This is a genomic window from Caulobacter sp. GW821-FHT11E11, from assembly GCF_058808315.1.
The window spans coordinates 537,171-560,254 of record NZ_JBXARO010000003.1 but is presented as its reverse complement, the minus strand read 5'-3'; the positions used below and the strand labels follow the sequence as shown (position 1 = coordinate 560,254).

The window sequence follows — 23,084 nt, the reverse complement described above, 5'->3', positions numbered from 1 at the left end:
TTGAGGGCTCGCGCAGCGCGATGTTCGGAAAACTTTTCGGCAAAAAAGAGGGCGCCCGCCCCGCCCTGCCCGTCATTCGCAACGTGACGATCGGCCGGACCGTGGTGCTGGACCCGCTGGCCTGGCGCCGCCTGGGCGCGGAGACCAAGTTCGCCCTCGACCGCGACACGCTGGAGATCACCGCCCAGGGCCTGATCCAGCTGAACGACGGCGCGTTCGTGCATCGCTTCTACACGGACGACGAGATCCTGTTCCAGGTCGTCTCGGACGACCGCGAGGGCCAGAAGGCCAACGACTTCACCGTCTTCGTCCCGTGGGCCAGTGAATATCCGGCCGACCGCGCCGATCGCGACCTGTGGATCCAGCGCCTGCGCGGTCGAACCTTCCAGCCCGAGGGCCTGCCCGCCTACACCCGCCTGTGGTTCGGCGACGAGGCCGAGCAGCAGGACCCGGTGACGCTGTGGGAAGACGTCTATTACGACCGCGACGCCGAACAGCCCGCCCGCCGCCTGTTCCAGACCGCCATGCTGTTCCACCGCGACTTCGCCGGCGGCGACGGGCGCGAGCTGCTGCTGGCGCTGACGGTCGAGCCGGAAGACAGCAGTGACGTCAGTCACGAGACGATGATCGGCCTGCCGCTGTCGGTGGGCGAATTCAGGGCATAGGGGACCAACGACGATGTTCGACTTCACCGGATTCCAGGAAGGCGCGACGGCGTTCCTGCTGGCCTTCGTCGTGGCCGGCCTGTTCACGATCGCCTTCAAGTACATCTACCAGTGGGTGACGCCCTACAACGAGAAGGCCCTTATCCGCGCCGGCAACAACGCCGCCGCGATCGCCCTGGCCGGCGCCCTGATCGGCTATGCCCTGCCGCTGGCCTCGGCCCTGAGCCACACCGTCAGCCTGCCCGAGCTCGCCGCCTGGGCGACCCTGGCCGGGATCATCCAGATCGCCGCCTTCACCGGCGTGCGCCTGGTCGCCCTGCCTGACGTCAAGGCCCGCATCGAGAACGGCGAAACCTCGATCGGCGTCTATCTGGCGGGCATCTCGATCGCGGTCGGCCTGCTGAACGCCGCCTGCATGACGGTTTGAGGAACCCGGCGATGACCACGCGCAAGCGCTCGAGCTCGCTGAAGCTCACCACCATGCTGGCCGGCGCCACCGCGCTGACCCTGTCCGGCTGCGACGATCCCGGCGGCCAGGCCAGCTGGGACCCCAACAAGGGCCAGCAGGTCGAGGCCTTCAGCTACAAGACCCTGCAGGAATGCAAGGACGCCAACGAGGTGTCCGACCAGCAGTGCGACACCTCCTTCAGCGCCGCCCAGAAGGACGACGAGAAGAACGCCCCGCGCTACGAGGCCCGCGCCTCGTGCGAGGACGTCTATGGCGTCGGCAACTGCGTGCCGCGCAACCAGGCCAATGGCGGCGGCAGCTTCTTCACGCCCCTGCTGGCCGGCTTCGTGATCGGCCAGATGCTGGACGGCGGCGGCTATCGCGGCACCGGCCTCTATCGCCGCGACGACGGCTATTACTCGACCTATGGCGGACGCCTGGGCCGCGACTACGGCACCGGCCGCACGACGATCAGCAAGTCCAGCATCGATCCGCCGGACGCCATCCGCCAGGCCCCGCCCAAGATCCAGACCCGCACCTCGGTGGTCTCGCGCGGCGGCTTCGGCGGCGGTCGCAGCTATGCCAGCAGCGGCAGCTATCGCGGCGGTTTCGGCGGATAGACCGAGTTCGTTATTTTTGCGATTGACTCGCAAGAGCGCGTCGCGTTTAGTTGCGAAGTGTTCGCAAGAACGCGTCGGGCCGCTCACCGAGATCGGTTCGCCACGGCGGGTGTCGGCCCCCTGCTTGGCGAGGAGATTTCCGGCGTGCGGCCCGACCCTTTCTCAGAGACACACCTGAACCACTGCGGCCCGGTCGGGCTGGCCGATGGCGAGCGCATCCTGCTCTGGATGCTGCGCCAGTGGGTGACGGCCCGCGTGCTGGGCGAAGAGCCCGGCCAGCGGCTGTCGAAGAAGGCGGGCGCCCTCGTCTCCCCACGCGTGGCGACCGCCTTCATCCTGATGATGAGCGCCATCGAGGGCCAGGTCCGCCGGCCCCTCTGCGTGTCCGCGCCCTGCTGCGGCGGCTATGCGGACGACGAGCAGCGCCTGATCACCGCCTGCGGCGTCTGCCCGGCCTCGCCCGAAATCGCCGGCCGCCTGATCGAGGGCATGGTGGTCACGCCCGAGACCGTGACGGTCATGGCCCGTTTCCTCAACACGGCCCTGGCCAATGACGGCATGGCCCTGCCGATGCGGTTCGAGGAACCGGAAGCGCCGGTCCAGCCCGCGCGGCGACCGACCCTGCACTAGCCTCCTAGCGCCAACCCTCGTCCGCCAAGCGCTTGGCCAACGCTTGGGCGCTGAGCACCACGTCGTTCCAGGTCACGTCGAAGCCGGCGTCGTCGCCATAGTAGGGGTCGGCCACCGGCCGCCCCGCATGGCCTTCCACCAGATCCAGCAGCAGCCCGACCTCGGCGGTCGCGTCCGAGGGCGCGACCTGCAGCAGGCCGCGCAGGTTGTCGTGGTCCAGGGCGTAGATGTGGGTGAAGGTTCGGAAGTCGTCGGCCTTCACCTGGCGGGCCTTCAGGCCGCTGATGTCGATGCCGTTGCGGCGGGCCACGGCGATGGCGCGCGGATCCGGCGGATCGCCCTTGTGCCAGCCGCCCGTGCCGGCGCTGTCGACCGTGACGTCCAGGCCTAGCCGCTCGGCTTCCGCCCTGAATGCGCCCTCAGCCAGGGGCGAGCGACAGATGTTGCCCATGCAGACGAACAGCACGCTGGCCTTGGTCATCACGCTTTTCCCCAACCGCCGCCGCCCGGCGTCTCGATGACGATGGCGTCTCCCGCGCCGACCTCGACGAGATCGGTGGCGGCCATCGGCTGAACGCTACCGTCGGCGCGCTCGATCCGCGCCTTGCCGACGGCGCCCGGGCCACCGCCCTCTAGCCCGAACGGTGGCACGCGCCGGCGGTTGGACAACAGCGTGGCGACCATCGGCTCGCGGAATCCGATCCGGCGCACCACGCCGTCGCCACCGCGATAGGCCCCCTGCCCGCCCGAACCACGCCGGATCGAGAACGCCGCGACCAGCACCGGGTATCGGGTCTCCAGCACCTCGGGATCGGTCAGGCGGCTGTTGGTCATGTGGGTCTGGACCGCGTCGGTCCCGGCGAAGTCCGGGCCTGCCCCCGCGCCGCCGCAGATGGTCTCGTAGTACTGCCGCCGCTCGTCGCCGAAGGTGAAGTTGTTCATCGTCCCCTGCGCCCCGGCCATGACGTTCAGCGCGCCATAAAGTGCGTCGACCACCACTTGGCTGGTCTCGACATTGCCGGCCACCACCGCCGCCGGATAACGCGGCCGCAGCATCGAGCCTTCGGGGATGACCAACTCGACGGGCCGCAAGCAGCCGTCGTTCATCGGGATCTCGTCGTCCACGAGCGTGCGGAACACGTACAGCGCCGCCGCCCGGCAGATCGAGGCGGGGGCGTTGAAGTTGGTCGGGACCTGGTCGCTGGTGCCGGTGAAGTCGACGCGGGCGGTGCGGGCCTGCTGGTCGACCTCGATGGCGACCTTCACGACCGAACCATCGTCCAGCTCGTAGGCGAACGATCCGCTACGGGTCGTCGCCAGCACGCGGCGGACGGCTTCTTCGGCGTTGTCCTGCACGTGGGCCATGTAGGCCTCGACGACGTCCTGGCCGAACTCGGCGACCATGCCGGTCAGGGCCTCGGCCCCGCGCGCGCAGGCGGCGATCTGGGCCTTGAGGTCGCCGATGTTCTGGTCGGGATTGCGCGCCGGCCAGCGGCCCGAGGTCAGCAGGAACCGCGTCTCGGCCTCCAGGAGCCGCCCGCCCTCGACCAGCAGGAAGTTCTCGATGAGAACACCCTCCTCCTCGACCGTCCTGCTGGTCGGCGGCATCGAGCCTGGCGTGATCCCGCCGATGTCGCCCTGGTGGCCCCGCGCGGCGACGTAGAAGAGCAGAGCGCCCTCAGCGTCGAACACCGGCATCACCACCGTGACGTCCGGCAGGTGGGTGCCGCCGTTGTAGGGGGCGTTGAGCATATAGACGTCGCCGGGCTGCATGCCGCGTCCGTCGTGTTCGCGCGCATCGCGGATGGCCCGCACGCTGTCACCCATCGAGCCCAGGTGCACCGGCATGTGCGGGGCGTTGGCGATCAGGTCGCCGTCGCGGCTGAACAGAGCGCAGGAGAAGTCCAGCCGCTCCTTGATGTTCACCGAATAGGCGGTGTTCTGGAGCGCAAAGCCCATCTCCTCGGCTACGGCCATGAAGAGGTTGTTGAACACCTCCAGCATGACCGGGTCGGCCTGCGTGCCAATGGCCTTGCGGGTCGGCAGAGCGACGACGCGGTCGAGGATCAGATTGAGGTGCGCGTCGACCGCGGCGCGCCAGCCGGGTTCGACGACGGTCGTGCCGGTGGCCTCGCGGATGATGGCCGGACCGAGGATCTCGGCGCCGATGGCCAGGGCTTCACGGTCGAAGACGGGCGTGCTGTGGAGTTCGCCGGCCATGCGGGTCTCTACAATGGCCAGCGGTCCGGTTTGAATTGCTCCAACGGATTTTAAGTCCGGCGCGCCTCCTGCGTTCGAATGCCCGATCGCCTCCACCGACAGCGTCTCGACCACCAGCGCCGTCGTCGGCGAGGTGAAGCCGAAGCGGCGCTGATGCAATTCTTCGAACTCTTCGCGAACCTTGTCGCCAAACGGCACGACCAGCGGCGTGTCGGTGCCGGCGTACTTCACCCGCAGGCTGGCGACGGTCTCGACCGAGGCCATCGGCACGTCCTGGGCGCGCAGGGCGGCTTCAGCCTCGGCGGCCAGCACCTTCGCACGGTCGGTCAGGTCGCCCGCCGCGTCCAGCGGTCGCTCGACCGTCTCCTCACGGATCAGGCGCAGGTCGGCCAGGCCCATGCCGTAGGCGCTCAGCACCCCGGCGAAGGGGTGGATCATCACCTTGGTCATGCTCAGCGCGTCGGCCACCAGGCAGGCATGCTGCCCGCCCGCCCCGCCGAAACAAGCCAGCACATAGCGGGTGACGTCGTAGCCGCGCTGGATCGAGATTTGCCGCACCGCCTTGGCCATGTTCTCGACGGCGATGGTGACGAAGCCCTCGGCGACCTCTTGCGGGGTCATGGCCTTGCCAGTCGCCGCTTCGATCTCCGCCGACACCGCCTCGAAGCCGCGCGCAACGGCCTCGGCGTCCAGCGGTTGGTCGGCATTAGGACCGAACACCTTGGGGAAGAACTCCGGCCGCAGCTTGCCCAGCATGATGTTGCAGTCGGTGACCGTCAGCGGCCCGCCCCGGCGATAGGCCGCCGGTCCTGGCACCGCGCCGGCCGAAGCTGGCCCCACCCGCAGCCGCGCGCCGTCGAACGAACAGATCGAGCCGCCGCCGGCCGCCACGGTGTGGATGTTCATCATCGGCGCGCGCATCCGCACGCCGGCCACCACGGTCTCGAAGGCCCGCTCGTACTGGCCGGCATAGTGGCAGACGTCGGTCGAGGTGCCGCCCATGTCGAAGCCGATGACGCGCTCGAACCCGGCCTCGCCGGCGGTCCGCGCCATGCCGACCATGCCGCCGGCCGGGCCGGACAGGATGGCGTCCTTGCCCCGGAAGGCCCGCGCGTCGGTCAGGCCGCCGTTCGACTGCATGAACAGCAGCCGGGTGTCGTGCCCCAGCGCGCCGGCGACCTGGTCCACATAGCGCCGCAGGATCGGCGACAGGTAGGCGTCGACCACCGTCGTATCGCCCCGCCCGACCAGCTTCATCAGCGGGCTGACCTCGTGGCTGACCGACACCTGGGTGAAGCCGATCTCGCGCGCGATGATCGCTACCCGCGCCTCATGATCAGTAAAGCGAAAGCCGTGCAGCAGCACGATGGCGATGGCCCGGAAGCCTTCGTCGAACGCGGCCTGCAGCCCCACTCGCGCGGCGCTCTCGTCCAGCGGCCGCAACACCTGCCCCTCGACACTCATCCGCTCGTCGATCTCGACAACGCGGTCGTAAAGGGCTTCCGGCTTGACGATATGGCGCTCGAACAACTTAGGCCGCGCCTGGTAGCCAATGCGCAGCGCATCGGCGTGACCCGCCGTGATCGCCAGGACCGTCGGCTCGCCCTTGCGCTCCAGCAGGGCGTTGGTGGCCACGGTCGTGCCCATCTTCACCGCGTCGATTGTCGCGCCCTCGGGCAGCAGCGCCCGGACACCCGCCACGGCGGCGTCGGCATAGTGCTCGGGATTTTCCGACAGCAGCTTGTGGGTGACCAGCGACCCATCCGGCCGCCGCGCGACGATGTCGGTGAACGTGCCGCCGCGGTCGATCCAGAATTCCCAGCCGCGCAAAACTTGAGGGTTGGGGGTCATGAGGGGCGAAACTCCATGCTCCGCCCCTCATAGCCGCTGAGAGAGCTACTTCAACAGTCCCGTCAGCTCGGCCACCTGCCAAATGCCCAGCAGGAGGAAGATCAGCGCCGCGCCGATGCGCACGTACTTCAGCGGCACGATCTTGGTGGCGGCCTCGCCCAGGTACACGGCGGGCACATTGGCCAGCATCATGCCCAGGGTGGTGCCGGCGGCGACCCAGAAGATCGAGTGGAACTTGGCGCCCAGGGCCACCGTGGCGATCTGGGTCTTGTCGCCCATCTCGACCAGGAAGAAGGCGATGGTGGTGGTCAGGAAGACGCCGTAGCGACCCGCGTTCTGGCCCTCCTCGTCATCGGCCTTGTCGGGGATCAGCGCCCAGCCGGCCATGGCGATGAACGAGATGGCGATGGCCCACTTGAACCAGGCGCCGCTTAGGGAGTCGGCGACCCAGTAACCTGCCGTGGCGGCCAGGGCGTGGTTGGCCAGGGTGGCGACCAAGATGCCCATGATGATCGGGATCGGCTTCTTGAACCGCGTGGCCAGGATGATGGCCAGGAGCTGGGTCTTGTCGCCGATCTCGGCGATGGCCACGACCAGGGTCGAGACGAGCAGGCTTTCCACTGAAATAGTCCTCCGGGCCGGGCGCATGCCAATAGCGTCGACGTCCACCCGGCCCGGATGGAAATCGGCGCCATTGGTCTCGCCAAGGAAGCTCTAAAGTCGCTTCCTTTCCCCGCGCCATGGTCCGAGGACCAAGTGTGTTGACGGCGGGGCCCGCTGATAGATGCGGGCGGCTACTCCCCAAAGGTGAGGCGGCGTGTAGCCGAGCCCATCCCCGCCGTCAACGCGTCAGGCCACCGAAGCGGGTGCGTCGAACCGCAGCACGTGAATAGCCACTCTCACCTTCCCCGCCACGAAGTTCCCACCCACCGCCGTCAGCAGCACCGGCGTGTCGGCGTAGAAGGCCGTCGGACCAATCACCCCGATGTTGCTGGAGTTCTTGGCCACGCCAAGCGAACCGCCGAACTTGCTGGCCTCGCCCGAGACGCCGCAATGGTACGACGCCGCCCCGGTGATCGCGGCCGTGGTCCGGGTCGAGACCGCCAGCACGATGGCGCGGCTCGGGATAGCGATGCTGGTCGCGATCGAGGCGCCCGACAGCGCGACCTCCTGCTCCAGGACCTCCAGGCGGGTGTTGGCGAGGTTTGGCGTCTGAGCCGCCACAGTGCTCCGGAACGTCGCCGACAGCGGCGTCCAGGCCGCGCCGTCGAAGGCGACCATCTGGTTCTCGTCTTTGACCCAGGCCAAGACGCCCGCGGCAGGCGTCAGGGCCTCCCAGGCGCCGGCCTCGAAGCGCATCAGCGTTCCCGCCGGCGGGCCGGGCCAGGCGGCGATCCAGACGCCGCCACTGACGGGGCTGGCCGGCTGAACAGTGACAGACCGGCTCTCGACGGCCAGTTGCACCAGGCCGTCCAGCCGGGCGAGGCTCTCATTGATGGGGATGTGTTTCTGGGCCTGGGCGGCGACCACATAGGGCAGGCCAAGGCGGGGTGTGACGTCGTCGAACATGTGCGGCTCCGGGAGCGGTTGAAGTTGCTCCCAGCATCACGTCGCCGCGAAGAGCGGGGACGAAGCGTGCTCCGTCCCCGTGCCTTGCCCGCTTACTCGGCGGCGAAAGCCAAATGATTTCCGGAGGTCAGCGCCGTCTTGGCCGCCAATTCGGCCTTGGCTTGCTCGTACTCCGCCGCGAACTTGGCGACGAGCTCAGCGGTCGGCAGCACCTTGTCGATCGCACCGATGCCCTGGCCCGAGCCCCAGATGTCGCGCCAGGCCTTGGCCTCCTGGTTGCCGCCCGAGCCGAAGCTCATCTTGGACGGATCGCTGACCGGCAGGTTCTCCGGGTCCAGGCCCGCATTGACGATCGACGAGCGCAGGTAGTTGCCATGCACGCCGGTGAACAGGTTCGAATAGACGATGCCGTCGGCGCGGCCCTCGACGATGCCCTGCTTGTAGCCCTCGATGGCGTTGGCCTCTTCGGTCGCGATGAAGGCCGAGCCGATATAGGCTAGGTCCGCGCCCATGGCCTGGGCGGCCAGGATCGAGCGGCCCGAGGCGATCGAGCCAGACAGCGCCACCGGCCCATCGAACCACTGGCGGATTTCCTGGATCAGCGCGAACGGCGACAGGACGCCGGCGTGACCGCCCGCGCCGGCCGCGACCGGGATCAGGCCGTCGGCGCCCTTCTCGATGGCCTTGTGCGCGTGCCGGTCGTTGATCACGTCATGCAGGGTGATGCCGCCATACGAGTGGATCGCGCCATTCAGATCCTCGCGGGCGCCCAGCGAGGTGATGACCACCGGGACCTTGTGCTTGATGCACAGTTCGATGTCCTCCTCGAGCCGGTTGTTGGTCTTGTGGACGATCTGGTTGACCGCGAACGGCGCGCTGCGCGCTTCCGGGTGAGCCTTGTCGTGGGCGGCCAGTTCCTCGGTGATGCGGTGCAGCCATTCGTCCAGCTGCGAGATCGGACGGGCGTTCAACGACGGGAACGAGCCCACGATGCCGGCCTTGCACTGGGCGATGACCAGGTCCGGATTGCTGATGATGAACAGCGGCGAGGCGATGACCGGCAGGCGCAGGTGGTCGCGCAGGATCGGCGGCAGAGCCATGGAGGAGTTCCCCTTTGGAGTCGGTCTGGAGCGCCGACATATGTGATCACCGATCAGATTAAACGCGCGTTTGGCTCCCGCGCAAGACTTGACGGCCGTAAGGGCAGGAGCGCATCACGGTCGAAAAGACAAAAAATGCTGCACCGCAGGAGAGAGACGCTTTGACCGTGCCGACGACGTCCCTGGCCGAGGATTTTGGCGCCCAAGGCGACGACGCGACGCGCGTCCGCTGGATGGCCCTGGTCGAGAAGACCCTGAAAGGCCAGAGCTTCGACGACGCCCTGACGGTCAAGACCCCCGACGGCCTGACGATCCAGCCGCTGTACACCGCCGCCGACGGCGTTGCCGTGGCCCGCGACCTGCGCGCCCGCGATCCCGAGCGCCCTTGGGACCTGCGCGTCCGCGCGGCCCATCCCGATCTTTCGCATACGGCCAAGGATGTCCTGACCGATCTTGAGAACGGTGCGGCCTCGGTGCTGCTGCAGATCGATCCGACGGGCGCGAACGGCGTCGCCATCGGCTCGGCCGACGATCTGGCCAAGGCGCTGTCGGGTGTGCTGGTCGACCTCGCCCCCGTCGCCCTGGACGCCGGCTTCCTGGGTCCCAAAGCCGCCGACTGGCTGGGCGCGCTGGCCAAGGCCGCGCCGAACGCGCCCTTGGCGTTCCACCTGGATCCTCTCACCGCCTTCGCCCAGGCCGGCGTCAGCCCTGGCCCGATCGAGAGCCACGTCTTCAACGCCGCCACGGTCGCCTCGCGCCTGGCCCAGACCTACGTCAAGGCCAGCCTTTTCCTGGCCACGGGCCGCGCCGCCCACGAGGCTGGCGGCTCCAATACCGAGGAGCTGGCGATGATGACCGCCAGCGCCCTGGCCTACGCCAAGGCTCTGGTCCGTCAGGGCCTGACGATGGACGAGGCTTTCGGTCGGATCGTGCTCGGCGTCAGCCTGGACGGGGAATATTTCACCGGCGTCGCCAAGGTCCGCGCGGCCAAGGCGATGTGGGCGCGGCTCACCGACGCTTGCGGGGTTTCCGTCGCGCCGAAGATCGAGGTCCGCTCCTCGCGCCGGATGCTGGCCAAGGCCGACGCCTGGACCAACCTGCTGCGCCTGACCTCCGCCGGGTTCGCCGGCGCGGTTGGCGGCGCGGACGTGATCCTGTTGGACGCTTTCACCGACGCCATCGGCCTGCCCACCGCCTTTGCCCGCCGCCAGGCTCGCAACACCCAGCTGGTTTTGATGGAAGAGAGCAATCTGGGCCGTGTCGCCGATCCGGCCGGCGGGGCCTGGTACCTGGACAGCCTGACCGACCAGATGGCCCGCGCCGCTTGGGGCGGCTTCCAGGCCATCGAGGCCGCCGGCGGGATCATCAAGGCTCTGGAAAGCGGAGCGGTCGCCGACGCGGTGGCCAACACCCGCGCTTCGCAGGAAGCCGCCTTCGCCGACAAATCCCGCAAGATCCTCGGCGTCACCGTCTTCCCGAACGCCGACGACAAGACGCCGGAGGTCGAGACGCCCGAGGCGGTCGCCGTCACCGGTCTCGACGTCCGCCTTCCCGGCCCAGATAGCCACTGCCCGGCCCTGACGCCGGTCCGCTTCGCCGCCGCCTTCGAGGGAGCGTAAGCCATGAGCAAGTTCCCCGACTTCACGGCCATCGACTTCGCTGAGGTTGCCTCAGCGCCGGCTCCGAAAGGCGAGGCCTGGAACACGCCCGAAGGCGTCCCCGTCGCCCCGGCGTTCGACGCCGAGGACGTGGCGGACCTGGACTTCACCGGCGGCTTCCCGGGCGTCGCGCCCTATGTGCGCGGCCCCTACCCGACCATGTACGTGACCAATCCGTGGACGGTGCGGCAGTATGCGGGCTTCTCGACGGCCGAGGATTCCAATGCCTTTTACCGCCGCAACCTCGCGGCCGGTCAGATGGGCCTGTCGGTGGCCTTCGATCTCGCCACGCACCGGGGGTACGACAGCGACCACGAGCGGGTGAAGGGCGACGTCGGCATGGCCGGCGTGGCCATCGACTCGATCCTGGACATGCGCACGCTCTTCAGTGGCATCCCGCTCGACAAGATGAGCGTGTCGATGACCATGAACGGCGCGGTGCTGCCGATCCTGGCGCTCTACATCGTCGCGGCCGAGGAACAGGGCGTCTCGCCCGACAAGCTGTCGGGGACGATCCAGAACGACATCCTCAAAGAGTTCATGGTGCGGAACACCTACATCTATCCGCCCGCGCCCTCGATGCGGATCATCTCGGACATCTTCGCCTTCACCTCGGCGAACATGCCCAAGTTCAACTCGATCTCGATCAGCGGCTATCACATGCAGGAGGCTGGGGCGACGGCCGACCTGGAGCTGGCCTACACCCTGGCCGACGGCATCGAATACGCCCGCGCCGGCGTCGCGGCCGGCATGAGCATCGACGTCTTCGCCCCGCGCCTGAGCTTCTTCTGGGCGATCGGCATGAACTACTTCATGGAGGTCGCGAAGATGCGCGCGGCCCGCCTGCTGTGGGCTCGCCTGATGAAGCGCGAGTTCGAGCCCAAGGACGACCGCTCGCTATCCCTGCGCACGCACAGCCAGACCTCGGGCTGGTCGCTGGCGGCGCAGGACGTGTTCAACAACGTCTCGCGCACCTGCGTAGAGGCCATGGCCGCCGTGAACGGCCAGACCCAGAGCCTGCACACCAACGCCCTGGACGAGGCCCTGGCCCTCCCGACCGACTTCTCGGCCCGCATCGCCCGCAACACCCAGCTGTTCCTGCAGATGGAGAGCGGCACGACCCGCGTGGCCGACCCCTGGGGCGGCAGCTACTATGTCGAGCGCCTGACCCACGACCTGGCCCAGAAGGCCCTGGCCCACATCGAAGAGGTCGAGGCCGCCGGCGGCATGGCCAAGGCCATCGAGCGCGGCATCCCCAAGCTGCGCATCGAGGAAGCCGCCGCCAAGACCCAGGCCCGCATCGACGCCAATCGCCAGAGCGTGGTCGGCGTCAATCGCTACAAGCCCGAGGTCGAGGACGTGATCCCGATGCTCAAGGTCGACAACGGCTCGGTCCGCGCCCAACAGCTGGAAAAGCTGGAGCGCCTGAAGGCTGAGCGCGATCCGGTCGCGACCGAGGCGGCGCTGAAGGCCCTGGAAGACGGCGCGCGCGGGACCGGCAACCTGCTGGCCCTGGCCGTCGACGCCGCCCGCGCCAAGGCCACGGTCGGCGAGATCAGCCTGGCCATGGAGAAGGTGTTCGGCCGCCACCGCGCCGTGATCCAGGCCATCGAGGGCGTCTATGGCAAGGAGGCCGGCGCCGATCCCAAGGCCGCCCGCGCCCGCGCCATGGTCGCCGCCTTCCGCGAAGCCCACGGCGGCGCGCCGCGCATCATGGTCGCCAAGATGGGCCAGGACGGCCACGACCGCGGCCAGAAGGTGATCTCCAGCGCCTTCGCCGACCTGGGCTTCCAAGTCGAGATCGGCCCGCTGTTCCAGACCCCGGCCGAGGCCGCCGACGAGGCCATCGCCGCCGGCGTCCACGTGGTCGGCGCCTCATCCCTGGCGGCGGGTCACCTGACCCTGGTGCCCGAACTGAAGGCCGAACTGGCCAAGCGCGACCGTTCTGACATCGTGGTGGTGGTCGGCGGCGTGATCCCGCCCCAGGACTTCCAGGCCCTGCTGGACGCCGGCGCCGCCAGCATCTTCCCGCCCGGCACGGTCATCGCCGAAGCGGCCATCGAGGTGCTGGAGAAGCTGAACATCCAGCTCGGCTACAGCCAGGGCACGGCGGCGTAGGATCGAGCGTGCGCTAATCGTACGGCGTGGTACGATTAGCTCATGAACGCCCTCGTCCGCGCGCTGGAAACGTCTCAACAGCACCGCTTCACGCTGGACGATGTGCTGCGCATGCAAGAGGCTGGGATCCTCGACGAAAGCGCTCGTGTCGAGCTGATCGATGGAGCCCTAGTCGAGATGGCTGCCGAAGGCGCACCGCATACTCGCGTGAAGATGCAGATCGCAAAGCGCTTCATGCTTTTCGCGGGCGACGCTGTGCAGGTGATCATCGAAGGCACACTGAGGCTGTCGCCGATCAACGCGCCCGATCCCGACCTCTATCTCTACGACGCCGACTTGGCGCTCACTGACGTGACCGGCGCCAATGTTGGCCTCGTCATCGAGATCGCGCATTCGACCATTCGACACGACCTCGCCTTCAAGGCCGAGCTCTACGCTCAGCATAGCGTGCGTGACTATTGGGTCGTGGATGTGAACAGCGACACGATCAGCGTTCATCGCGATCCGGTCGACGGCGTGTATCGCGACATCAAGCGCTATACGGCAAACGACACCGTGACGGCTCTCGTCCTGCCGAGCGTTTCACTGCGCCTCGCCGACCTGCCGCCGATCCGCTAGCCCTTCTTGCGCCCAAACATCCCGCGCTTCTTCCTTGACCGCTCCACGGCGATCTCGTCGGGCAGGCCGTGGCGGGCTTCGATGTCTTTCTGCAGCGCCTTGGCGGCCATCAGGTGGCCGGGGAACAGGGTATCGACCAGCCAGCCGGCGACCGGCACCGTGTCGGAGAGGTTGTCGGCGGCGAGATAGGCCGCCATCCGCGCCAGGGTTCCGGCCGAAGCGCCGCCCTGGAAGGCGTGGAACATCAGCAGCGCGCCAGCGCTGAGGCCGTAGGCCAGGCCCACGCCCGGCACCCAGGCCAATACACCGTCGAGGCCGATGCCGAAGGGGCCGACGCCGATCAGGCGGTCGGAGAGGCGCTTGACCGTCTCGGCCGAGCGCCAGGCGCGATGGGCCTTGGCGCGGCGGCCTTCATGGCGATCCGAATAGCCGGAGGAGAGCGAAAGATCGTCGGTCATGCTTGGCTCAACGCTCCGCCCCTCTTGTCGTTGCTATCAGCCCAGGAACACGACCCGGCGGCGTTCCTTGCCCTGCTGGATGCGCGCCAGCAGGTCACGATACTCCTGCGTGGCCTGCACGTCCTTGCGTGAGCCCTCGAAGTAGATCGTGTCGTCCATGTGCTTGGTCAGCATGTCGGCCGACCACTTGTGGCCGGTGAACAGCACGTCGACCGCCTTGCCCGCCACCGGGATCGAGCCGGCCACCGTGTCGATCAGGATGATGGCCACGATCTGGATGACGATCATCGGCGCCGCGCGAGCCCGCACGGCGTCCAGCACGATCAGGCCGCCAGCGCCCAGGCTGTACAGCTCGCCCGCGCCCGGAATCCAGGTCAGCAGGCCGTCCAGGCCAATGCCCAACGGTCCGATCCCGACGACGTTGTCGGAGAGCTTCTTCACCCGCTCGACGTTGTTGCGGATGTTGTGCAGCTCGATGTGCGACTTCGCGAAGATCACCAGGCGGCTCCGGACACGGTAAACGCGGGCAATCTGCCTGAAGCCCGGCCGTGCAGGAAGGGCAAAGGCCCCAGATTCCCCCGCCACGCGAACCTCGTGATGATTAGTGTCGCTTTCCGGGGGAGCCCCTCGCGAATGGCGGCGTTTGCGCCTAAGTTAACCCTGTTGCGCGCCAGGATTCCCGGATGCTGATCTCGACCACGCCGTTCATCGAAGGCAACCCCGTCCGGGAGTACAAGGGCGCTATCTATGCCCAGTCGATCCTGGGCGCCAATGTCGTGCTCGATCTGCTGGCGGCCATCCGCGACTTCGTCGGCGGCCACTCCAAGTCGTACGAACGCGTCCTGGCCCGCGCCCGCGAAGACGCTATGAAGAACCTGGTCAAGGAAGCTGAGAAGCTGGGCGCCAACGCCATCCTGGCCGTCGACCTCGACTACAACACCGTCGGTCCCAACGGCTCGATGATGATGGTTTCCGTCTCCGGGACGGCCGTCGTTCTCTAGAGCCTGGGCAGCAGCCCTTCCAGCATGGCCTTGAAGGTCGGGATCGCCTTCAGCGCGGCCGCTTCCGGGTCTACCGCATTGGCGATCCACAAGGCCGCGTCGGTCGAGGCGCCGCAGACCAGCCGCGCGGCCACGTCCGCGTCAATGTCGCGCCGCACCAGTCCCTCGGCCTGCAAGTGCTCCAGATTGGCGCGGATCGTGGCGATACAGCCATCGGCGCTGGGCCAGGTCGATGGGTCGCCCAGGATGGCCGGCGCGTCGCGCAGCATGATCCGCTGGATGTCCGGCTCCAGCGCCATCTCGATATAGCCGATGTTCTCGGCCACCAAGCCCTCCCAACGCGAGGGCGCGGCCGCAGCGATCGCCGACAGGCGCTCGGCCATCTCGGCATCGATTTCCAGGACCACGGCCTCCAGCAGACCCTTCTTGTCGCCGAAGTGGTGGTAAAGGGCCCCGCGCGTCAGCCCGGCCTCGGCGGTGAAATCGTCCATCGAGGCCTCGGCATAGCCCTTCTCGCCAAAGGCCTTGCGGGCCGCGGCGATCAGCTTGGCGCGGGTCTCTGCGATCATCTCGGGGCGCGATCGGCGCGACATGAAGAACCTCGGCGAAAAGTCAGCGGAGCGTAGTTGACATACGGCGCGTATGTCACCACTTCAAGTCACATACGAGGCGTATGTATGTCGTCAGGACAGGCATCGCAAAGTGGAGTGCGGGACGTGTCGAACCCCTACAGCGAGATCTTTCAGACGCCAGGAACCAAGGGCTTCGCGGCGGCTGGGTTCGTGGCGCGCCTGCCCGTCGCCATGGCCCCGATCGGCATCGTCACCATGCTCTCGCAAGCCAAGGGCGGCTATTGGCTGGCCGGGGCGGTCGCCGCTGCCTTCACCCTGACCAACGCCATCGCCGCGCCTCAGATCTCGCGGCTGGTCGACCGTCATGGCCAGAGCCGGCTGCTGGTCCCCGCCACCATCATCGCCGTTGTCGCCTTCGCCCTGCTGGTCCTGGCCACGCGGCTGAACTGGCCCAGCTGGACGCTGTTCGCCTCCGCCCTGCTGGCCGCGGCCATGCCCAGCATGCCGGCCATGGTGCGGGCCCGCTGGACCGAGAAGTTCCGCGACACCCCGCAGCTGAACACCGCCTTCGCCTTCGAGTCCGCCGCCGACGAGCTCGTTTATATCGCCGGCGCGTCGCTGTCGGTGGGCCTGAGCGTGGCGCTGTTCCCCGAGGCGGGCGTGCTGATCTCGACCCTGTTCCTGGCCACTGGCATGACCGCCTTCGTGCTGCAAAAGGCCACCGAGCCCAAGGTCCGTATGGTCGAGGGTGTCCCGCATCGATCGGCCATCACGCTGCCGGCCGTCCAGATCCTCACCGCAGCCCTGGTCTTTGTTGGCGCGATCTTCGCCACGGCCGAGGTCAGCACCGTGGCCCTGACCAAGGACCTGGGCCAGCCGGGCGCGGCCAGCCTGGTCATCGGCGTTTACGCCATCGGCTCGTTCGTCGTGGGCCTGATCGTCGGCGCCCTGAACCTGCGCATACCGCTGCATCGTCAGCTGCTGACCGCCCTCGCCGTCCTGCTGGTCACCACCCTGCCGCTGCTGGCCGCCAACAGCGTCGTGACACTGGCCGGCGCGATCTTCATCAGCGGCGTGGCCATCTCGCCGACCTTCATCACCGCCTTCGGCCTGGTCGAGCGCCGCGTGCCCGCCGAGGTGCTGACCGAGGGCGTGACCTGGGTGATGACCGGAATCGGCATTGGCATGGCCCTGGGCGCTTTCGCGGCCGGCTGGGTGGTCGACAGCTTCGGCGCGCACAACGGCTTCTGGGTCTCGATCGCGGCGGCCAGCGCGGCCCTGGCGATCGTCGGCCTGGGCCAGCGGGTTCTAGCGCGGCCGGTCTAGACCCAGCCGCTCGACCACGCTTTCGGTCGACGCGCCGCGCGGGACTACGGCCCATTCGCGCGGCGCCGAGGCTTTCACGGCCACGACTGCGCCCTTGGGACAGACGTCCAGGCAGTCGACCTCAATGACGGCGGCAGCCGCCTTGCGACCCTTGCCCTTGGCCCCGATCACCTTGCGCAGCACCTTGGCCAGCTTCTGGTCGCCGTCGTCGCCGAAGCCGCCTTTCAGCTTCTTCGAGCACTTGCGGCACACCAGCACCACCTCGCTCCAGTCGGCCTTCACGCGCTTGATCGGCTTCTCGCTCATGACCTGAAGATGGGAACGATGCTAGGAGGGCGCCATGGCTCGCAAACTCACCGCCAAAGTCGTCAAGGATCCCACCGCCGAGGCCGATCGCGCCTGGTTCGAGGCCAACCCCGAGCGGCGATTCCGCCTGCGCGATCCCGCGCCCGTCGAGTTCAAGGACCCGCTGGGCGATCCCGGTGATGGCTTTTCCTGGCGCGTGCTGATCGCCCGCCTGCCCGACGGCGGCCGCCTGCGCCTGCCGGTCTCGCTGTCGTGGGAGCTGCACAACGACCACGCCAAGGACCAGCACCTGCAGATCCTGTTCGACCAGGTCGCGCCGGCCGAGGCCAAGGCCCGGCTCTAGCCTTCCCGCACCCAGAGCAGGGCCAGCATCCGCCAGCCCTCGCGTGTGCGCAGCAGCAGAGCGCAGTCGGCATAGGTCGCGCCCGACGCCGACAGGAACGTCCAGGTCGCCGCGCCGAGGTCGCCCCGTCCCTCTTCCGCCCGCGCCAGCACCGTCTGTTTCGAGGGGTAGTTCGCCTTCGCCCGCGCCGCGTAGCGCGCCTGCCAGTCGGCCACTGACGCAGCGACCAGCTGCTCGTCGTCGAGGGTGATCACCAGGGCGCGCGGCGCGATCGCCTGGGCCAGCTCGGCGGGATTCCAGCCGGCGTCGGATTTCAGCTTGAGGTCCACCGCCGCCCGCACGCCATCCGCTGGCTCCCGCGGGCCATCGGGACCGACCACCCGGCCGACGATACGCCAGCGGCACTCCAGGCGCGCCCACAGCGTGTAGTCCCGCTGTGCGCCGCCTTGCGTCCACCGAGACGTAACGATCGCCGTGCGTGGGCCTTCACTGACGAGCTGTGTTTCCAGATCAGGCGCGGGCTGGGCGGGCGCGGTCTTCCAGGCAGACCGCGTCTGGCCGACGACTTCGCCGCCCTCCATTGCATAGACGACGGTCGAGGGCTGGACCCGCGCCACGATCGCGGCGGCGTCGCCGGCCCGGAAGGCCTGCGTATAGGCCGCGATCGCGGCCGGAAGGGTCTCGCATGTATCGAACATGGCTCGACCCTAGCGCCCCGAGCCGGTTCGGGAATTTCGAAGATCATGGCCGATCGTTTCGCCAGATGGATGCTGGCGATCGCGCCGAGGATCGCGCACCCTCGAGGCCATGATCCGCACCGTCCTCCTCTGGGCGCTGGTGCTGGCCGTGGGCGCGTTCGCGCTGCAGTGGCTGGAGTACCGGTTCCTGGTCCGCGCCCTTTCCTGGCAGGTCTATGTCGGGCTGGTCGGCGTCGCCTTCGCGGCCGGCGGGGTCTGGATCGGTTGGAAGCTGGCGGCGCGCGCCCGGCCGCAGACCTTCGCCCGCAACGAGGCCGCCCTCGCGTCCCTGGGCCTGACCGGCCAGGAGGTGAAGGTGCTGGAGCGCCTGGCCGCCGGCCGCTCCAACAAGGAGATCGCCCGCGACCTTGGCCTCTCGCCCAACACGGTGAAAACCCATGTCGGCAATCTTTACGGCAAGCTGGATGTCAACCGCCGCACCCAGGCGGTCGGCAAGGCTCGCGGGCTGGCCCTCATCCCCTGAAACCGGTCGAATTCACCCGTTCGGGTGATACCGTCGCGGCAGCGAGACCAGGCAAGCTGGCGGCGCGTCGCAGGGGGCGGCGCGGAGGAGGGACATCATGCAACGCACCATCCTGACCTACGGCCTGATCTCGGGCGCGATCATCATCCTGGGCATGATCGCCACCATCGTGCTGTCGGCGCAGCACAGCCTGTGGCTGGGTTATCTGATCATGCTGGTCGGCCTGTCGGCGATCCTGCTGGCGGTGAAGTCGCATCGCGACCAGGCGCTGGGCGGAGTCATCAAGTTCTGGCCAGCCTTCCTGATCGGCCTGGGCGTCGCGGTCGTGGCCGGCGTCGTCTATGTCGCGATCTGGGAGGGTTACCTGGCCATCACCCACTACCGCTTCATGGACGACTACACTGCCAGCATCCTGGCGGCCAAGAAGGCCGAGGGCCTGTCGGGCGCGGCCTACGCCAAGCTGGCCGCCGAGATGGCCGAGATGACCCGGAACTACGCCAACCCGCTGTACCGGATGCCGATGACCTTCGCCGAGATCTTCCCGGTCGGCCTGCTGGTCGCCTTGGTCAGCGCGGCCCTGCTGCGCAATCCGAGGTTCCTGCCGGCGCGCGCCTAGAGCCGGACCACGCGCACCGCCATCCACGGCCGGCCAGGCAGCGCCACGGTCGGCCGCTTGGGGTCGTGCAGGTAGTAGGCGTCCTTCTTGGCCATGACGAATTCGCCGTCGACAGGCGTCACGGTCATGTTCCAGGTGTCGAGCACGTCGACCCGGAAACGCTCGCCGCCGGCCAGTTCGTCCTTAGGCAGGTCGACGGCCCATTCGCGGGGCGCGGCCTCGCCGAAATAGCGCAGGTAGTAGGACCCGGCCTTGCCGCCCAGGTGCTGGTCCCAGGTGCGGTCGATGGGGTCGAGGCCCGGCGTCGGGCCGGCTTCCATCACCGCCTTCAGGAAGGCCAAGCGCGGGACGCTGTGGCCCGTGAAGTGGCCGCCCTTGGCCGTCCAGCGCACGCCTTCCTTGAAGACCTCGCCGTGGCCGACATAGGTCCCGGCCACCGTGCCGTGCCAGAAGCGCTGGATCAGGTCCTGCGCGGTCAGGTCGCCCCAGCGCTTGTCCAGGTCGCCCTCGTAGCGGACCTCGTCGAAGATCACCGGCTTCTTCCACACGTCGCGGAAGATCTGGGCGCGGCTGTCGTCCATCACCGCCGAGCCGTTCTGGACGCTGGCATGGGTGATCCACGGCCGGCTGTTGTCGTAGACGTCGCGCCAGTTGTGGATCGAGCACAGGCGGCCGTACGGATCCTCGGCCTTGATCAGCTGGCCGATGCGCTCGAAGTCGGCGATCGACTTGGCCTTCACCAGGTCCCACTCGTTGGCCAGCGACCACCAGACGTTCGCGAAGCTGGCGAACCGGGCGACCATGTAGCGGATGTAGCGGTCGTCCCGCGCCGGCGTCATCGCATGCCAGCCGGTCTTGTCGTCATAAGGGTGGAACAGGATCAGGTCGGCCTGGACACCGATCTCGGCGAGCCGCCGGACGCGGTCCTCCAGACGCCGGAAATAGACGGGGTTCGGACGGTCGTAGTCCCAGCCTTCGCCGGCCTTCTCGAACGGGTGGATCGGCTCGCCCGCCACGTTCGGGAAGATGCACATGCGCATCTTGTTGAACGGCGAGGCCTTCAGGGTCGCCAGGGTCTCGTCGCACAGGGCGTCGCTCTGCTGGGCCCAAGAATAGGCCGTAGTCCCCACCTGGCGATACGGCGTGCCGTCGACATGGGCGAAGTGGTAGCCGGCGGTCACCTGGACCGGGCCGTGGTCGCGAGGGGCTGTCGCTGTGACCGTCCCGGTTTGCCCGTTCAGAGCCTTGACCGGACTGGTCGTCCGCCAGCGCCAGACGCCTTCGGTCGGAGGAGAGAAGCGGATCTTCCAGGTCCCGTCGCCGTCATGGAACCCCCGGACCTTCAGCGTCGCCTTGCCGTCGGTGAAGACCGCCGCGAGGGCCACGTCGAACGGATTGCCGGGCGCCGTCGCCTTCAGTGTGATCTCGTGGACGCCCCAACGCGGGACGGTCGAGCCGTCGGCCAAGGCTGGCGCGGCGATGAAGGCCAGGCCAAGGCCCGTGGCGGCGCGGCGGGTCAGGGAAAGCGAACGCATGGCCGCAGTAGCGCGGCCACGCTCGGATTCCGCAATCCCTTTAAGCCGCCTGCAGCTGCTGCTTGACCCGCTCGGCCAGGGTCTTGATGTCGATCGGCTTGGGCAGGAAGGTCACGCCCGTCTCGCCTTCCAGCAGGTCGCTGAACTCGGCCTCGGCATAACCCGAGATGAACATCACCGGCGCGGCGCCCAGATAGATCCGGGCCTTCTTGAGCAAGGTCGGGCCGTCGATGCCGGGCATGATCACGTCGGAGATCAGCAGGTCGATCTTGCCGGCATTCTCTTCGGCGATGATCAGGGCCTCCTCGCCGTCGGCGGCCTCCAGCACCTCGTAGCCGCGGGCGCGCAGCAGGCGGGCGGCGACGCTGCGGACGGCGTCCTCGTCCTCGACGAACAGGATGCGGCCGGCGCCCGACAGGTCGCGGGCGGCGCGCGGCTTGACCGGCTCGGCCTTGGCCGCGGCCTGGGCGGCGGCGACGGCCGGCGGCGCGTCGTAGATCGGCAGGAAGATGCGGAACGCCGCGCCCTCGCCCGGACGGCTGTGGACGTGGATCCAGCCGTCGCTTTGCTTGACGATGCCGTAAACGGTAGCCAGGCCCAGGCCCGTGCCCTCGCCCACCGGCTTGGTGGTGAAGAACGGGTCGAAGATCTTGCCCATGACGTCGGGCGGGATGCCGGGGCCGTCGTCGCTGACCTCGATGAAGGCCACGTCGCTCTCGGCGGCCGGGAAGCCCAGGCCGATGGCCTCGTCGCGGGTCAGGCGGGCAGTGCGGATGCGCACGATGCCGCCGCCCTTGGCCGCGCGCACGGCGTCGCGGGCGTTGACGGCCAGGTTCATGACCGCCGTCTCGAGCTGGCTCTTGTCGGCGCGCACCTGAGGCAGGTCGCGGCCGTAGTCGGTGATCAGCTTGACGTCTTCACGCAGCAGGCGGCGCAGCAGGACCTCGAACTCCGAGATCAGCTCGCCCAGATCCAGCACCTCGCGCTGGACGGTCTGCTTGCGCGAGAAGGCCAGCAGCTTGCGCACCAGGTCGGCGGCGCGCACGCCCGTCTGGCGGATCTCGTTCAGGCCTTCGTACGACGGGTCGCCGACCGGGTGGCGGTGCAGCAGCTCGTCCAGGCGCAGCTGGATGGCTGTCAGCAGGTTGTTGAAGTCGTGGGCGACGCCGCCGGCCAGCTGGCCGATGGCCTGCATCTTCTGGGCCTGGGCCAGCTGCAGCTCGACCTGCTTCTGCTCCGACACGTCGATCATGTAGGCCACGACACGGCCGTCGGCGCGGTAGAGATAGAGGTGCGCGATCCGGCTGGGATCGCGGGCCAGGCGCACCTCGAACGGGCCGGCGCGGCCTTCGTTCAGGCGGGTCTCGGCCTCGGCGCGCGAGTTCGGGTCGATCAGGTCGCCGAACACCCCGCCGGCCTGGGCGCCGGTCATGGTGGTCAGGGCCGGATTGGTCTCCAGGATCCGCGACTTGAAGGGCTCAAGGCCTTCCAGCAGCGCCGCGCCGAACGGCGAGGCGCCGGCGAAGGCGTCCAGGGCGTTCTGTTGCGGGGCCGCGGCGCGCTCGACCACCGGCGCGGGGATCGACAGCTCGGCGATCGGTTCGGGCACGTAGATCGGCGCCAGGCGCAGCAGCAGGCGGCCACCGGCCAGGCGCGAGACCTTGGCCGTGTAGTCATTGCCGCCGGCGGTCAGCACGCCCTCGGCCATCTGGCCCTTGCGGGCCTGGACCAGGGCGGCGAACAGGCTGGAGCCCGCCGCGCCGCTGGGCAGGCGACGGCCCTCGCCCATCACGTCGCGCCAGGCGGGATTGGTCAGCAGCACCCGGCCGTCGGCGGCGGCCAGGGCGGCCGGCTCGCTCAGGGCCTCGATGAAGCCTTCGGCCTGATCGGAATCGTCGCCGCTGGCGCCCGAGCCGCGAATGGCCACCAGGCCCAGGATCGCGACGCCGGCCACGCCCAGCAACAGCAGCAGGCCCGCCAGGGTGGTGGGGCCGGCTTTCAGCGCCGGAGCGGCCGAAAAGGCGGCCGCGGCCACGAAAAATACCGCCGCGCCCACCAGCCACGGATCGAAGCGCCGACGCGATGCGCCGGTCGAAGCTTTGTCCTGGAGCTGGAAATCGGCCATGGGCGGCATTGTTACCTTTGTTACGGCGAAGCAGCGACTCACCCGCAATCGGAGAAAGGATAGCCTTTCCCGAGCGGTAGGTCA

Annotated in this window: 24 protein-coding genes and 1 riboswitch; of the genes, 12 read left to right on the top strand and 12 right to left on the bottom strand. The window is 68.5% G+C overall.

The annotated features are described in order from the left end of the window. Positions 1–20: 20 nt before the first annotated feature. The 4 genes from AC1RR5_RS09855 (at position 21) to AC1RR5_RS09840 (ending at position 2,363) form a co-directional block, all read left to right on the top strand. Positions 21–665, top strand: a complete 645-nt coding sequence (locus AC1RR5_RS09855) for a YjfK family protein (RefSeq protein ID WP_492921185.1) — start codon at positions 21–23, stop codon at positions 663–665. 13 nt (positions 666–678) lie between these two features. Next, complete coding sequence (locus AC1RR5_RS09850) at positions 679–1,092, top strand: DUF350 domain-containing protein (protein ID WP_492921184.1); 414 nt, start codon at positions 679–681, stop codon at positions 1,090–1,092. Between the two features lie 11 nt (positions 1,093–1,103). After that, entirely contained in the window at positions 1,104–1,733 is a 630-nt protein-coding gene (locus AC1RR5_RS09845; protein ID WP_492921183.1) for a DUF1190 domain-containing protein, read from the top strand. Positions 1,734–1,877: 144 nt separating this feature from the next. Continuing rightward, entirely contained in the window at positions 1,878–2,363 is a 486-nt protein-coding gene (locus AC1RR5_RS09840) for a hypothetical protein (protein ID WP_492921182.1), read from the top strand. Positions 2,364–2,367: 4 nt separating this feature from the next. On the opposite strand, the gene AC1RR5_RS09835 is transcribed toward AC1RR5_RS09840, so the two are convergent. The 5 genes from AC1RR5_RS09835 to AC1RR5_RS09815 all read right to left on the bottom strand — a co-directional run bounded on the left by AC1RR5_RS09835 (position 2,368) and on the right by AC1RR5_RS09815 (position 9,103). After that, a complete protein-coding gene (locus AC1RR5_RS09835) occupies positions 2,368–2,844 on the bottom strand; it encodes a low molecular weight protein-tyrosine-phosphatase (protein ID WP_492921180.1) in 477 nt (158 codons plus the stop codon). Then, entirely contained in the window at positions 2,844–6,434 is a 3,591-nt protein-coding gene (locus AC1RR5_RS09830; protein ID WP_492921179.1) for a hydantoinase B/oxoprolinase family protein, read from the bottom strand. The genes AC1RR5_RS09835 and AC1RR5_RS09830 overlap by 1 nt, the downstream gene beginning before the upstream one ends. Positions 6,435–6,479: 45 nt before the next feature. Beyond that, positions 6,480–7,055 (bottom strand): TMEM165/GDT1 family protein, encoded by a 576-nt coding sequence (locus AC1RR5_RS09825; RefSeq protein WP_492921178.1) that lies wholly within the window; start codon positions 7,053–7,055, stop codon positions 6,480–6,482. 56 nt (positions 7,056–7,111) lie between these two features. Further along, positions 7,112–7,250, bottom strand: a riboswitch (yybP-ykoY riboswitch). A 33-nt stretch (positions 7,251–7,283) separates the two neighbouring features. Continuing rightward, positions 7,284–8,003 carry a DUF2793 domain-containing protein gene (locus AC1RR5_RS09820; protein ID WP_492921177.1) on the bottom strand — a complete coding sequence of 240 codons (720 nt, stop codon included), beginning with the start codon at positions 8,001–8,003 and terminating at the stop codon, positions 7,284–7,286. A 92-nt stretch (positions 8,004–8,095) separates the two neighbouring features. Further along, positions 8,096–9,103, bottom strand: a complete 1,008-nt coding sequence (locus AC1RR5_RS09815) for an NAD(P)H-dependent flavin oxidoreductase (RefSeq protein ID WP_492921175.1) — start codon at positions 9,101–9,103, stop codon at positions 8,096–8,098. Between the two features lie 233 nt (positions 9,104–9,336). Between AC1RR5_RS09815 and AC1RR5_RS09810 the strand changes: the two genes are divergently transcribed. From AC1RR5_RS09810 to AC1RR5_RS09800, 3 genes are read left to right on the top strand one after another with little or no spacing between them, the layout of a single operon-like run. Beyond that, complete coding sequence (locus AC1RR5_RS09810) at positions 9,337–10,722, top strand: methylmalonyl-CoA mutase family protein (RefSeq protein WP_492921337.1); 1,386 nt, start codon at positions 9,337–9,339, stop codon at positions 10,720–10,722. 3 nt (positions 10,723–10,725) lie between these two features. Further along, positions 10,726–12,879, top strand: coding sequence for a methylmalonyl-CoA mutase (gene scpA / locus AC1RR5_RS09805; protein WP_492921173.1), 2,154 nt, complete (start codon positions 10,726–10,728; stop codon positions 12,877–12,879). A gap of 42 nt (positions 12,880–12,921) precedes the next feature. Beyond that, on the top strand, positions 12,922–13,497 hold the full coding sequence (locus tag AC1RR5_RS09800) for a Uma2 family endonuclease (RefSeq protein WP_492921171.1): 576 nt from the start codon (positions 12,922–12,924) through the stop codon (positions 13,495–13,497). Here the strand turns inward: AC1RR5_RS09800 and AC1RR5_RS09795 are convergent. Both AC1RR5_RS09795 and AC1RR5_RS09790 read right to left on the bottom strand, forming a co-directional pair. Next, positions 13,494–13,955 (bottom strand): DUF4112 domain-containing protein, encoded by a 462-nt coding sequence (locus AC1RR5_RS09795; protein ID WP_492921170.1) that lies wholly within the window; start codon positions 13,953–13,955, stop codon positions 13,494–13,496. The genes AC1RR5_RS09800 and AC1RR5_RS09795 overlap by 4 nt on opposite strands. Positions 13,956–13,991: 36 nt before the next feature. Next, on the bottom strand, positions 13,992–14,456 hold the full coding sequence (locus AC1RR5_RS09790; RefSeq protein WP_291874416.1) for a DUF4112 domain-containing protein: 465 nt from the start codon (positions 14,454–14,456) through the stop codon (positions 13,992–13,994). A 182-nt stretch (positions 14,457–14,638) separates the two neighbouring features. Here AC1RR5_RS09790 and AC1RR5_RS09785 point away from each other — a divergent pair, with 182 nt between their 5' ends. Continuing rightward, on the top strand, positions 14,639–14,956 hold the full coding sequence (locus tag AC1RR5_RS09785; RefSeq protein WP_291873847.1) for a YbjQ family protein: 318 nt from the start codon (positions 14,639–14,641) through the stop codon (positions 14,954–14,956). Here the strand turns inward: AC1RR5_RS09785 and AC1RR5_RS09780 are convergent. Further along, complete coding sequence (locus AC1RR5_RS09780) at positions 14,953–15,549, bottom strand: TetR/AcrR family transcriptional regulator (RefSeq protein WP_492921169.1); 597 nt, start codon at positions 15,547–15,549, stop codon at positions 14,953–14,955. The genes AC1RR5_RS09785 and AC1RR5_RS09780 overlap by 4 nt on opposite strands. A 123-nt stretch (positions 15,550–15,672) precedes the next feature. Here AC1RR5_RS09780 and AC1RR5_RS09775 point away from each other — a divergent pair, with 123 nt between their 5' ends. After that, positions 15,673–16,854: an MFS transporter gene (locus AC1RR5_RS09775; protein ID WP_492921168.1), complete on the top strand. Its 1,182-nt coding sequence runs from the start codon at positions 15,673–15,675 to the stop codon at positions 16,852–16,854. On the opposite strand, the gene AC1RR5_RS09770 is transcribed toward AC1RR5_RS09775, so the two are convergent. Continuing rightward, entirely contained in the window at positions 16,837–17,160 is a 324-nt protein-coding gene (locus tag AC1RR5_RS09770) for a (2Fe-2S) ferredoxin domain-containing protein (RefSeq protein WP_492921167.1), read from the bottom strand. The two genes, AC1RR5_RS09775 and AC1RR5_RS09770, sit on opposite strands and share 18 nt — an antisense overlap. Before the next feature lie 34 nt (positions 17,161–17,194). Between AC1RR5_RS09770 and AC1RR5_RS09765 the strand changes: the two genes are divergently transcribed. Further along, complete coding sequence (locus AC1RR5_RS09765; RefSeq protein WP_492921166.1) at positions 17,195–17,503, top strand: hypothetical protein; 309 nt, start codon at positions 17,195–17,197, stop codon at positions 17,501–17,503. Here the strand turns inward: AC1RR5_RS09765 and AC1RR5_RS09760 are convergent. After that, the gene (locus AC1RR5_RS09760) at positions 17,500–18,201 is read right to left on the bottom strand and encodes a Cif family virulence factor (protein WP_492921165.1); all 702 of its coding nucleotides are present in this window, start codon (positions 18,199–18,201) and stop codon (positions 17,500–17,502) included. The genes AC1RR5_RS09765 and AC1RR5_RS09760 overlap by 4 nt on opposite strands. 109 nt (positions 18,202–18,310) lie before the next feature. On the opposite strand from AC1RR5_RS09760, the gene AC1RR5_RS09755 reads away from it, so the two are divergent. Both AC1RR5_RS09755 and AC1RR5_RS09750 read left to right on the top strand, forming a co-directional pair. Next, positions 18,311–18,724, top strand: a complete 414-nt coding sequence (locus AC1RR5_RS09755) for a helix-turn-helix transcriptional regulator (RefSeq protein ID WP_492921164.1) — start codon at positions 18,311–18,313, stop codon at positions 18,722–18,724. A 97-nt stretch (positions 18,725–18,821) separates the two neighbouring features. Further along, positions 18,822–19,340, top strand: coding sequence for a DUF4199 domain-containing protein (locus AC1RR5_RS09750; RefSeq protein ID WP_492921163.1), 519 nt, complete (start codon positions 18,822–18,824; stop codon positions 19,338–19,340). On the opposite strand, the gene AC1RR5_RS09745 is transcribed toward AC1RR5_RS09750, so the two are convergent. Both AC1RR5_RS09745 and cckA read right to left on the bottom strand, forming a co-directional pair. Then, positions 19,337–20,875, bottom strand: a complete 1,539-nt coding sequence (locus AC1RR5_RS09745) for a DUF5605 domain-containing protein (RefSeq protein ID WP_492921162.1) — start codon at positions 20,873–20,875, stop codon at positions 19,337–19,339. The two genes, AC1RR5_RS09750 and AC1RR5_RS09745, sit on opposite strands and share 4 nt — an antisense overlap. 40 nt (positions 20,876–20,915) lie before the next feature. Continuing rightward, positions 20,916–23,000: a cell cycle histidine kinase CckA gene (gene cckA / locus AC1RR5_RS09740; protein WP_492921161.1), complete on the bottom strand. Its 2,085-nt coding sequence runs from the start codon at positions 22,998–23,000 to the stop codon at positions 20,916–20,918. Positions 23,001–23,084 lie beyond the last annotated feature (84 nt).